Source organism: Listeria sp. LM90SB2 (assembly GCF_028867355.1).
GTDB lineage: Bacteria > Bacillota > Bacilli > Lactobacillales > Listeriaceae > Listeria > Listeria monocytogenes_B.
This window is the reverse complement of sequence record NZ_CP046449.1, coordinates 2,686,688-2,699,219: the sequence shown is the minus strand read 5'-3', so window position 1 is coordinate 2,699,219 and position 12,532 is coordinate 2,686,688. Positions and strand designations below refer to the sequence as shown.

Here is a 12,532-nt window from a genome sequence, read left to right as displayed (position 1 = left end):
ATTTTTTTCGCAACATCAAGTATAACTTTAGTTAGAAGTATTACTTAGTTTAAATTTAAGCTAAGTAAAAAATAATTATCGAATTATCGAGGAGGATATTTTAAAATGGCAAAAGAAAAATTTGACCGCTCTAAACCCCATGTTAACATTGGTACTATTGGACACGTTGACCATGGTAAAACAACTTTAACTGCTGCAATTACAACTGTACTTGCTAAAAAAGGCTATGCTGATGCACAAGCTTATGACCAAATTGATGGTGCTCCGGAAGAAAGAGAACGTGGTATCACAATCTCTACTGCTCACGTTGAGTACCAAACTGACAGCCGTCACTATGCACACGTTGACTGCCCAGGACATGCCGATTACGTTAAAAACATGATCACTGGTGCTGCACAAATGGACGGAGCTATCTTAGTAGTATCTGCTGCTGATGGCCCAATGCCACAAACTCGTGAACATATCTTACTTTCACGTCAAGTTGGTGTTCCATACATCGTTGTATTCATGAACAAATGTGACATGGTTGACGATGAAGAATTACTAGAATTAGTTGAAATGGAAATTCGTGATCTATTAACTGAATATGAATTCCCTGGCGATGACATTCCTGTAATCAAAGGTTCAGCTCTTAAAGCACTTCAAGGTGAAGCTGACTGGGAAGCTAAAATTGACGAGTTAATGGAAGCTGTAGATTCTTACATTCCAACTCCAGAACGTGATACTGACAAACCATTCATGATGCCAGTTGAGGATGTATTCTCAATCACTGGTCGTGGAACAGTTGCAACTGGACGTGTTGAACGTGGACAAGTTAAAGTTGGTGACGAAGTAGAAGTTATCGGTATTGAAGAAGAAAGCAAAAAAGTAGTAGTAACTGGAGTAGAAATGTTCCGTAAATTACTAGACTACGCTGAAGCTGGCGACAACATTGGCGCACTTCTACGTGGTGTTGCTCGTGAAGATATCCAACGTGGTCAAGTATTAGCTAAACCAGGTTCGATTACTCCACACACTAACTTCAAAGCTGAAACTTATGTTTTAACTAAAGAAGAAGGTGGACGTCACACTCCATTCTTCAACAACTACCGCCCACAATTCTATTTCCGTACTACTGACGTAACTGGTATTGTTACACTTCCAGAAGGTACTGAAATGGTAATGCCTGGTGATAACATTGAGCTTGCAGTTGAACTAATTGCACCAATCGCTATCGAAGACGGTACTAAATTCTCTATCCGTGAAGGCGGACGTACAGTAGGCGCTGGCGTTGTTTCTAACATCAGCAAATAATATCTGATACGATTCAAACCGACAAAGTCATTTGGCTTTGTCGGTTTTTTTTGTCTGAAATAAAAATTAACTTGAAAAATATCACATTTTCGCATAACCTTAAAGTAGACATATCTTTTTACCTTCTAGACCGAAATCAAGGAGGTAGGCCAAGTGGTACAATTTGATGCTCGAAATATGGCGTTGCTCGAATCACTCGTTGTGGCGAATGTATATCTTGCACCCGAGAAATTACAAGAAGAACTAGGAATTTCCAAACGAACACTTCAATATGATGTGGAAAAAATTAATAAAGAATTAGATAATATAGGACTCGATGGTATTCAATCTGTTCGTGGACAAGGGTATTATTTATTAGAAGATGAAAAATCGACAATTAAAGAAATCCTTGGAAATAGGGAAGCGAGCCACAAAGTCTTTTCAGCAAGTGAGCGTCGCATCCGTATTTTATTTTTTCTGCTCGTAACAGATGCGCGAGTAATCATTGATACGATTAATGAATGCAATGAAGTCAGTCGTAATACAAGTTTGCAGGACATTAAACAATTAAAATTAGCGCTAAAACAGTTTAATTTAGAACTTGCGTATGACCGTAAAAATGGCAATATGGTTCTCGGTGATGAGCGCAGTATTCGCCAATTTTTTATTCACTATTGTATGAATAACGAAGAAATCGCAACCGCAGACCAGTTGCTCGATTTAATGAAAATTAATCCGATGATAAAAAATCAGGAGTTATTTCACAAATTAGATACGATTTTCGAAATTTTAGCAGTAACGGAGAAAAAAATCGGAATTCGTTATACTGACGAGGTCCTTGAGCGCATTGGTATTATGATTTTCTTCTTTAAAGAACGAATGAAGCGTAATTGCTATTTAAATGAACAAGAAGAGCATGAAGTAGAATCTTTTGAGATTGCGCAGGAAATTTATCAGCAATTGCAGCAAAGTGAGAATTTTAAAATCAATCATGCGGAAATCACTTATTTAGGTAAACTTTTGCTTGGGGCGAGTCGTTTGAATGATGATGCGGCTGCTGAAGGAAAATTAGATCTCATCGTTGAAAAAATCATCGCCGAATTTGAACGTCTTGCTTGCGTGAATTTTGAAGACCATCGCAATTTGAAAAAAGATTTATTGCTTCATTTACAACCAGCCTACTATCGGCTTAAATTCCAAATTGAGTGGATTAACCCGCTAAGGACAGACATTAAACAAAGTTACAGTGATGTGTACGAGATTACGAAAAAATCACTCGAACCGCTAGAAGATTTACTTGGTGAAACAATTCCAGAGGATGAAATAGCGTACGTAACAATCTTGTTCGGTGGCTATCTTTCACGCAAAAATAATACTTTAGTTGAACGAAAAAAACTCTTAATCGTTTGCTCCAAAGGTGTCGGAACGTCGCGGATGATTGAACGGCAATTATCGCAATTACTTGGTGAGCGAGTAGAGATATTAGAACCAATTTCCATCCGTGAATTTGAAAAAGGGTTATACGCACCAGACTTTATTGTGTCGACTTTGCCAATTATGGAACCAAAAGCACCAGTTTTTATCGTTAGTCCAATTTTGACAGAAGCGCAGAAACAACAACTGATGAAGGCGATTGCCCCGCACATTTTGCAAAAGGACTCGGATGCGCGCATGTTGTCTTCTGTGCTTGATGTAGTAGATCAATATGCCAAAGTGGAAGACCGCGAGAAATTGGCGGCAAAACTGAAATCGGTATTGTTCCAAGTGCAATCAGACAGCCAACTAGAAAAATCTCCAACACTCGAAGAACTTTTACCGAAAGAACGAATTACTTTTAAAGAAAGTGTGGCGGACTGGCGTGAAGCTATCCTAGTTGCCTCGAAATCGCTGCAACAAGAAGGCTACATTTCGAGAAATTATCAGCATGCGATGATTGAAAATATTGAGAAACTCGGACCATACATCGTTATTGCGCCAGGGATTGCACTGCCACATGCGTCTGTGGATGACGGGGCATACCGAGTCGGAATGAGCTTACTGCGCTTAAATCAGCCAGTATCATTTTCAAGTAAAGCGAAAGATCAAGTGAAGTTAATTATTGTGCTCGCTTCCATTGACTCCTACACACATATTAATGCGCTGAGCCAACTCACTAATTTAATCATGAAACATCACTTGCTAGAGCAGATTGAACAAGCGACATCAGCAGCGGAAATTGCCGCAATGTTAACGATACAATAAGCAAGAAAGCCAGTGGGGCACCAAGATGCCGCGCTGGCTTTTTGTATGCTCGCTAACAACAAAATGTAACAGTCTATTTTTTGCACTTTCGAAAAGAAAGGAATTGGGCTTTTTTAAACAGTTGCGCTACAGCTATAATAAGAGTGTAAGTTATTGATAGCGCTATCAATTAGTTAGAAGGGATGAAGAGATATGTCTTTTTTGGATAAAGAGCTTGTGAATCTGCATGGATCAGCTAAGAATGCTGACGAAGCTATCGTGCAAGCAGGAGAATTATTAGTTAATGCAGGTTATGTGAGCGAGCAGTACGTAGAAAAAATGGTGGAATCTTATCATGAAAATGGTGCGTACTTTGTCATTGCACCTCAAATAGCCATTCCGCACGCAAGACCAACTGATGGTGTGGAAAACTCTGCAGTATCACTAGTCGTACTAAAAGAAGGCGTGAATTTCGGACACGCCGCGAATGATCCCGTACGATTAGTATTCGGCCTTGCAGCAACTTCAAGTGAGGCACATTTGAAAGTCATTCAAAAAATCGTCTCCTTGCTTAGTAACAACGATAATATTGAAAAATTGATTCATTCAGAAGATTACCAAGCAATTGGAGAATTAGTGGAGGGATAACGATGAAAATTTTAGCAGTATGTGGACTTGGGCAAGGAACAAGCTTAATTTTACGAATGAATGTAGAGACAGTTTTACGCGACATGGGAGTAGATGCAGACGTGGAGCACATTGATGTATCAGCTGCGCGCTCGATGAATGTGGATATTATTGTAACGAGCCAAGAGTTAGCAGAAACACTTGGAACAGATACAAGCGCCAAAGTAGTCATCGTCAACAACTATTTTGACAACGCAGAAATTAAAACGGCATTATCTGAAGCAATTAATAGTTAAATAAGACAAAAAAAGGTGGGAAAAAAATGGAGATTATTACGTGGATTGCCAATAACTTTTTTGGAACCCCAGCCATACTTTTAGGTTTTATCGTACTTCTCGGGTTACTTTTACAGAAGAAAAATTTAAGCCAAGTGATTAGCGGAACGTTCAAAGCCATTATTGGATTCTTAATTATTAACGCTGGTGCGGCTGTTATTACTGGTTCCCTTGGGATTTTTGAACCAATGTGGAAAGAAGTATTCGGACTTGAAACACCGCCACTTGCAGGCTTTTTAGGACAAGAAGCCTTTAATGCAAAATTTGGTAGTGCGGTAACACTTGCGATGACACTCGGATTTTTAGTCAACGTATTATTAGCACGATTTACACCATTTAAGTACATTTATTTAACTGGTCATATGATGTTCTGGACAACGACGATTTTTGCAGGAATCACTGTGCAAGCTGTCGGCGGGGATATTCCGTTCTGGGGTCTTGTACTCTTCTTAGCAGTAATTATGGGTCTTTACTGGACATTACAACCAGCGATTACACAACCATTCTTACGTAAAATTACTGGAAATGACAACGTCGCGTTAGGACATACTTCATCCAGTGTAGCGATTCTATCCGCTTTGCTAGGGAAAGTATTTGGGAATAAGAAAAACGATGCAGAACATATTAATTTACCGAAAAAATTAGAGTTCCTACGTGACTCTAACGTTATTACAGCTCTTACAATGGGGATTCTGTTCGTAGTTGGTGCAGTGATTCTGATGGTGAAGAAAACACCGGGAGCAGAAAAATTAATCGCAGAAGCTGGAAATCAAAGCTTCATCGTATACTCCATCGTTCAGTCCTTTACGTTTGCCGCTGGTATCGCCATCGTTCTTGTAGGTGTGCGGATGTTTATCGGTGAAATCGTACCGGCCTTCAATGGTATTGCAACAAAACTTGTACCGGGTGCGAAACCTGCACTAGATGCGCCAATCGTTTATCCATATGCACCAAACTCCGTAATTATCGGTTTCGTAGGTGCGTTCATTGGAGCGATTATCTGGTTAGTAGTACTTGGAAATACAGTTGGCTACGTGTTTGTGCCAACAATGATCGTTCTTTTCTTCCACGGGGCAGTTGCTGGTGTATTCGGTAACTCAACTGGTGGGGTGAGAGGAGCCTTGATAGGTGGATTTTTAACGGCTACGGTTGTTGCTTGGGGACAATATATTATGGTTACCTTCTTTATCAATACGACTGTTCCAGATACAGCAATGTGGGCAGCCGACTCAGATATGTTTATCCTCGGACCAATTGTCAGCATGTTAGCGAAGTTATTCTTTTAAGTAAAATCTAAACCTCTTCCTTGTCTAGCATTCAAGAGGAAGAGGTTTTTTGAAAGGAAGTTTTAAAAAATGAGTTTTATTCGTACTTTTTATGGAGATATTGCCCCTGAACAACTGGGATTTACTTATTCACACGAGCATATTGTATGCGTGCCGGCTTACTGGCAAGAGCGAGATGCCGATGATTTACTTTTGGATGATAAAGAAAAATCACAACTTGATGTACAAGATTTCGCCGATTTAGGAGGCAAAACAATTGTCGATGCAACCGCGGTTGATTACGGCAGACGCGTCTTAGATGTGGCGCAAATTTCCAAAGAAACAGGCATCCAAATCGTTGGAACAGCTGGCTTTAACAAAAGTTTCTTATGGGACGGGAAGATTAAACCAGAACTGAAACCAATCATCGGGGATTTTGAAACCTACTATGAATGGATTGAAAATACTACTACAGACAAACTAACGGAATTCGTTGTAAATGAAGTCGAAAATGGGCTTGAAGGAACGCCGTATAAGGCTGGTCAGGTGAAATTTGGCACTGGCTACAATATGATTACACCTTTAGAAGAAAAGACAATACGTGCGGTTGCAAGAGCACATCACGAGACAAAAGCACCAATTCATTCTCACACAGAAGCGGGAACGATGGCTTTAGAACAAATCGAGATTTTAAAACAAGAAAATATCCCGTTAGAATACCTTTCTATTGGTCATATGGACCGCAACCTAGACCCGTATTATCACAAGCAAGTTGCCAAAACAGGCGCATTCATGTCATTTGATGGCATCGCAAAAATCAAATACGCACCAGAAAGCGCTCGGATTGCAGCGATTCTATATCTAGTTTCGGAAGGCTTTGAAGATCAAATTTTAGTTAGTGGTGATACAGCACGCAAAACTTATTATAAACATTATGGTCACGGACCAGGACTTGAATATATCGCCAAAAAATGGGTGCCACGCTTTATTGATGAAGCAAACGAAAAAGGCTTTGACGGAGAAAAATTAGTTAAAAAATTCTTCGTGGATAACCCAGCAAGATGTTTTACTTTTAAAAAATAGGAGGCGAAATCTGTGTTATATGCAGATGAAAATTCATTTGATATTGGCGCGAAAATCACGAAAACAAAACCAGTCCTTTTGCCAATAGGAGCAGTCGAAGCGCATGGGCCGCATTTGCCACTAGGGACAGACAATATTTTAGCGTCAGAATATTCAGCGAAAATAGCGGCGGAAACGAGCGGATTCGTGCTTCCGGTTTTGCCATACGGCCAAGTTTGGAGTTTGCAAGATTTCCCTGGAAGTTTAACACTATCAAATGAAACGGTAACGAAAGTAGTTGTAGAGATTGGTGAAAGTCTATATAAACAAGGATTCCGTCTGTTTGTCCCAGTGAGTGGACATCTTGGCAATATGGCTGCGCTAAAAGATGCAGCGCGCGAACTATATGCAAAATATCCTGATATGGTTATCTTGCACATTTTTTACCCGAATATCCAAAAATTAGCAATGGACGTGCGCGAAGGAAAAGCTAACCATCATACGTATATTCATGCCTGTGAAATCGAAACATCTCTCATGCTCTACTTGTCCCCAGAAAATGCCGATATGAGCCGCGCCATAGATGATCCGCCAATTTTACCAATCGATGCGGATTTCACCCCAACACCGTGGCAAAACTTCACGAAGACAGCGGTTCTGGGAGAAGCAACTTTGGCAACAGCAGAAAAAGGCGAATACTTGATTGAAAAGACGTTAAAAACATGTGTGGAGTTGATAAAACTTGAACAAGAAAAAATTCGAAAATCTACCGAAATGGAATAATTTTGCGCTATTTAATTTTTTAGCGAAAGATAAGGAAAATAGCCTGGAAGTCATGGAGGCGGCGCGCGGTTTTGCCGTTCCGGGAATCGTTGCAACGAACTATGAAACAGCAGAAGAAGCCGCAAATATGGTGAAAGAATTACAAACAACAGCCCCCGTCATTAGTGTTGGTCTTGGTGGCGGTGGTGACTGGCAAAACTGGCGTGATGTGCTTCATATTGCACGTCTGGCTCCAAACAGTCATATTAACCAGCCAATCGAAACCGCGGGATTAACAAATGACTTACTTCCGGAAACATACACTAATGCACTCGTTCGTCCAACCGGGAAAATCGGCATCGTCAAACTATCTTCCGGAGACGAAATTACCGCTGAAGAAGCTGTCGATTATTGTCTATCCGCCAACATCCCGTCCATCAAATTTATGAGCATTGAAGGCACGAAATATTTAGATGAACTAGTTTACTTAACAAAAATTGCAGCCGATAAAGGCATTTACGGTATTGAGCCAGCGGGAGGAATTGGAGCTGACAATATTCTTGAAATAACAACCGCCATCAAGTCCACCGGAATTCCCTTTTATATGCCGCATATTTTTGGAAAAACAATTGACAAAGCAACTGGCCGAACGAAACCGGAAGAAATCGAGAAAATTTTTGCAGCTTTGGAGGGGAATTAAATGATTAATAACTATATCGATATTACAGTTCGTTTATTAGAAAACATTCTCGATAATGAAGCTGATTATGTAAAAGAAGCAGGAGCGAAGGTAGCCGAGTCTATTGAAAACGACGGGGTAATCCATTTATTTGGTTGCGGTCACTCGCATATTTTAACAGAGGAAGTATTTTATCGCGCAGGTGGACTGGCTGCGATTCATCCGATTTTGCATGAACCACTTATGCTTCACGAAGGAGCTGCGGCGTCATCTGTACTGGAACGAAAAAATGATTATGCGAAAACATTTATGGCAGAGGAAGATATCCGTCCTGGCGATATCATGATTGTGCTATCGACGTCCGGACGAAACCCTGTACCAATTGATGTTGCTGAAATTGCCCGTGAAAAAGGTGCATTTGTCATCGTCATTACTTCGCTCCAATACTCCGCTAGCCAAAAATCCCGCCACACATCCGGAAAACGTTTATCTGATACAGGGGACATTGTAATTGATAACGGTGCTGTCAAAGGTGATGCCGTCCTAAAATCGGCAAACTTCGATATCGCATTCGCCCCAACATCGACGGTAACGGGCGCAGTCATCTTGCAATCTATTTTTGCAGAAGCAATCGAAACAATGGTAAACGACAACTTCACACCGCCAGTATTTATTAGTGGAAATGTCGAAAATGCCGATGCACATAATCAAGCACTTGTTGATAAATATAATGAGCGAATTCCGCTTCTTGGAATGAATTTATAAGAAAGAAAAGTCTAGGTTAGCACCTAGACTTTTTTACTATGTTAGAGTATTTCTATAGATTGCGATATAATTAAACTATATAAAAATGATAAAGGAGTGCGGCCGATGGATTCAGCAAATGTATTTGATAGCGAACAAGCAACGAAATTATTAATGAAGAACTATGAATTAGTAAAAACGAGTGGCGTTAGTTTTATTGATAAACGAATTCGATTTCTAATTGCTCGTCTTTTTGCGGGGAATAATGAAGTGGTTAATCCAGAGGAATTTAGTGAAATAAATAAAGAAATTAAACGACAACTAGGCATGTTCACTGCACTAAACGGAAATGTTCGCGCATCCTTGGTAGGATTGCTCATGGCGAACGATAATGCCAGCCGAGAGAGCGTCCAGCAAGTAATTGCTAATTATAATACATTGATCCAAGCGGGATTCCAGCGCACAGAATACACTTATTTTGCAGCATATTTATTACTAGAATCAGAAAATCCCAAAAAGACAGCCCGAAAAGCGAAAACTATTCACCAACTTTTCAAAAAAGACCATCCATTTTTAACTAAAAGTGAAGATGTGACAACAGCTGTTTTCTTAGCAAATCTTCCTGAAGAAAATACCACGAAATTGGCTGAAATAACAGAGTACTATTTTCAAGAGTTCGCCGCGAAAGGTTTCCGCAAAAATGATAGCTTACAATTTTTAGCAACAACAGGGACACTTTTGTACGGTTAAAAAGATAGTAAATTCATTCGAAGAGTAGATAATATTGTAGAAGAACTACGACAAAAAGGGATAAAAGTAAAACCGCTACATTACTCAAGTATTGGGATTTTAGCTTTTGTCATGGACGCGCGAAAAATCGATTCAGGGTTAGTGAACTTAATTGATGAATTACAGCAACAACCAGGCTTGCGTTTCGGACGAGAATTCGTTACAGCTCTAGCAATAAGCCTATATACGGAAAAACAATCAGGTCAAATGAGTAAGGAACAATTAGAAGGGTTAATGGTCAATGTGCATATATTGATTGCAATGGAACAAGCAGCTGCGGTGAGTGCAGCTGCGGCAGCGAGTGCGGCAGCCGCATCTAGTTAATACAAAAAAACTGGTAAGCCATAACGGCTACCAGTTTTTTTATGATTTAAGGACTAACATAATAGTCATTACTTTTCTTAGGCGGATTGGATGAACTTAAAACGTAATCTTTCAAAAATGAATTCGGTGCAGAATCCCATAAAGCCATACCATCAGATTTTGGAGGGGCAGTTCCGGCGAAGAAATACATGTTATTTAATCCCATCGTATCTGCCATTTTTTCCTTATCCGCTTGGTTGTACTTATCATAAGATTCATCGGTCATTAAATCCATCATTGCCTTATCGTAGCCACTATTATAAAAAGTTTCGTAATCAAATTGATTAAAATTAAGCAAGTTTTCATCCGTAGAGCCTTGCGCTTTTGCCCAAGCTTCCATATCTAACTTTTGAGATTGATACGTGAAGTTTTTGTTTTTGGCACTATAAGTAATATTGCCATATTTATGCGGGAAAACAGAAAGAGCATTGGTTACGATATCGGTAATTTCTTTGCCATCTGTGCTTTTCGCAGAGCGGATATTTTGCGTATGAATATGGCCACTTAGAGAAAAATCCATAGAGCCTTCCGTAAGCGCATCAATTACTTGTTGATTATAATTAATAGTATAACCTTTTTGAATAACATCATTATGATCAGTTAAATTATGATGCAAAACAGGGACAAGTTTAGCGCCGTTTTTCTTTGCAAGCGCACTGCTTTCTTTTATCCAATCTAATGTTCCGGCTGTTAGTCCGCCTTCCGTTGTGGGATTTCCTTGCTGCATATTTGTTTTATAAATAGCGGTATCTAACATTAACAGCCATACTTTGGAAGAAGGAGCTGCTAAATAACTCAGCGAAAACTCATCACTTGAAATAGCATCTTTATATCCAAAATCACCATAAATTTTACTGAAATCAGTTGGTGATATAGTGTCGGTTGGTAACTGCTTATCTTTTTCAAATTTGCGGGCCCAAGGGTTGTTAATGTCATGATTACCCGGAACAACAAAAACCTGCGTCCCAGTTTTCTCTACTTGAGTAAGTTTTTTGGCTAACTCTTCATGACTTGTTTTTTCACCGTTGTTCGTAAGGTCGCCACTAATAATAAGGACGTCTGTTTTTTTAGCCTCTACATCCGCCAAAAAAGCATCGGTTATTTCATCGCTATAAGCTAACTGTTTCCCATCACCCGCAGCCACATATTTTTCAAAGGCTTTTCCGTTGTCGGTTAGCGATGGCGCAAAGTAATGAACATCCGTCGTTACGACCATCGATAAATTACGGTCTTTCTCAATTGGCGCAGTAATTTTCTCTGTTTTTCCACTTGCGGAACTACAAGCAACTAAAGAGATAGATAAGAGTATCGGTGTAACTATTTTAAAAAATCGAATCACGTTAATCACGCTTTCATGTTTGTATTTTCACAATAAGTTCCAAAATTTAGAACAAAACTCAATATGGAAGGAGCAATGTTCTAAACGGTTTAGATATCTCGATCTAAAATATTTTTCGTCAAGCGGTACATATCATCACGATACGCGCCAGCTGGTAGTTTTTTGATTTCACGAAGCGCTTTATTCGTATATTTGTTGGCAAGTTTGAATGCCTGTTCGACACCTTTATACTTAGAAATAAGTGCTAAAACTTGTTCGGAAGCTTCATCCGTCATATCTAGTTTTTGAGAAAGAAGTGGCTCGAATTCAGCCAAGTGACCTTTCATTGCATAAATAAGTGGCAGAGAATAAATACCTTGTTTCATATCATTTAAAACGGGTTTGCCAAGACCTTCATCCGTACTTGTGTAATCCAGTACGTCGTCAATAATTTGGAAAGCCATGCCAAGGTAATGTCCGATGTTATAACATTTTGCAACTGTCATGCGTGTTGCTTTACTGCCAGTTGCGCCAGAGTAACAACTAAGTGCAAATAATTGTGCTGTTTTACCAGAAATACGCGTTAAATATTCACGAACAGTTACATTCATTTTGTAGCTTGTGCGCATTTGGTCTAGTTCGCCCATTAAGATTTTTTCGATATTTTTACTATTAAATTCAATGTTCTCCACGGAAGAAGCATGTGCGGATAAAATTTTGAAACAGATGCAGAATAAATAATCGCCTGTATAAACAGCATAATTACGACCATATTTAGAATGAATTGTCGGGATCCCGCGGCGTAACGGAGAATCATCAACGACATCATCATGAATCAACGTCGCCATATGAAGTACTTCAAGCGCAGCAGCAATCGAAACAGCACGTTCTTTATCATAATCAGGACCAGCTTGCGCAGAAAGAAGCGCAAAAGCAGGGCGCAGTAATTTCCCGCCAGCGTGAATCAAATCTTTCACGTTTTGCTCAACGTGTTTATCGCGAATTTGAATATTTTTTTCAATCGTTTGTAAGACTTCTTGTAAATCTTTGGAAAGTGCAGGATACTCATCCCACATAGCATGAAGTTGCATATTGA

11 protein-coding genes and 1 pseudogene are annotated in these 12,532 nt (G+C 39.6%); 10 read left to right on the top strand and 2 right to left on the bottom strand.

From position 1 onward, the window contains the following. Nucleotides 1-105 precede the first annotated feature (105 nt). The 10 genes and pseudogenes from tuf to GL301_RS13380 all read left to right on the top strand — a co-directional run bounded on the left by tuf (nt 106) and on the right by GL301_RS13380 (nt 10,079). Nucleotides 106-1,293 (top strand): elongation factor Tu, encoded by a 1,188-nt coding sequence (gene tuf / locus GL301_RS13425; RefSeq protein ID WP_003723640.1) that lies wholly within the window; start codon nt 106-108, stop codon nt 1,291-1,293. A 153-nt stretch (nt 1,294-1,446) separates the two neighbouring features. Further along, nucleotides 1,447-3,513 (top strand): BglG family transcription antiterminator, encoded by a 2,067-nt coding sequence (locus tag GL301_RS13420; RefSeq protein WP_012681461.1) that lies wholly within the window; start codon nt 1,447-1,449, stop codon nt 3,511-3,513. 192 nt (nt 3,514-3,705) lie between these two features. Further along, nucleotides 3,706-4,140 (top strand): PTS sugar transporter subunit IIA, encoded by a 435-nt coding sequence (locus GL301_RS13415; protein WP_003726310.1) that lies wholly within the window; start codon nt 3,706-3,708, stop codon nt 4,138-4,140. 2 nt (nt 4,141-4,142) lie between these two features. Beyond that, complete coding sequence (locus GL301_RS13410; RefSeq protein WP_003726309.1) at nt 4,143-4,415, top strand: PTS sugar transporter subunit IIB; 273 nt, start codon at nt 4,143-4,145, stop codon at nt 4,413-4,415. A 26-nt stretch (nt 4,416-4,441) separates the two neighbouring features. After that, the gene (locus tag GL301_RS13405; protein ID WP_003726308.1) at nt 4,442-5,740 is read left to right on the top strand and encodes a PTS ascorbate transporter subunit IIC; all 1,299 of its coding nucleotides are present in this window, start codon (nt 4,442-4,444) and stop codon (nt 5,738-5,740) included. A 69-nt stretch (nt 5,741-5,809) separates the two neighbouring features. Next, nucleotides 5,810-6,802 carry a phosphotriesterase family protein gene (locus GL301_RS13400; RefSeq protein WP_003726307.1) on the top strand — a complete coding sequence of 331 codons (993 nt, stop codon included), beginning with the start codon at nt 5,810-5,812 and terminating at the stop codon, nt 6,800-6,802. A 12-nt stretch (nt 6,803-6,814) separates the two neighbouring features. After that, nucleotides 6,815-7,564, top strand: coding sequence for a creatininase family protein (locus GL301_RS13395; RefSeq protein ID WP_014654309.1), 750 nt, complete (start codon nt 6,815-6,817; stop codon nt 7,562-7,564). Beyond that, a complete protein-coding gene (locus GL301_RS13390) occupies nt 7,524-8,243 on the top strand; it encodes a KDGP aldolase (protein WP_021496114.1) in 720 nt (239 codons plus the stop codon). Before GL301_RS13395 ends, GL301_RS13390 begins: the two co-directional genes overlap by 41 nt. Next, nucleotides 8,244-8,987, top strand: a complete 744-nt coding sequence (locus tag GL301_RS13385) for an SIS domain-containing protein (protein WP_003726304.1) — start codon at nt 8,244-8,246, stop codon at nt 8,985-8,987. Nucleotides 8,988-9,092: 105 nt separating this feature from the next. Next, nucleotides 9,093-10,079 (top strand): annotated as a pseudogene (locus GL301_RS13380) (DUF4003 family protein). A 46-nt stretch (nt 10,080-10,125) separates the two neighbouring features. On the opposite strand, the gene GL301_RS13375 reads toward GL301_RS13380, so the two are convergent. Both GL301_RS13375 and GL301_RS13370 read right to left on the bottom strand, forming a co-directional pair. Beyond that, nucleotides 10,126-11,457: a cyclic nucleotide phosphodiesterase gene (locus GL301_RS13375; RefSeq protein ID WP_012681459.1), complete on the bottom strand. Its 1,332-nt coding sequence runs from the start codon at nt 11,455-11,457 to the stop codon at nt 10,126-10,128. A gap of 89 nt (nt 11,458-11,546) precedes the next feature. Further along, nucleotides 11,547-12,527, bottom strand: a complete 981-nt coding sequence (locus GL301_RS13370; RefSeq protein ID WP_003726301.1) for a polyprenyl synthetase family protein — start codon at nt 12,525-12,527, stop codon at nt 11,547-11,549. Between the last annotated feature and the right edge of the window lie 5 nt (nt 12,528-12,532).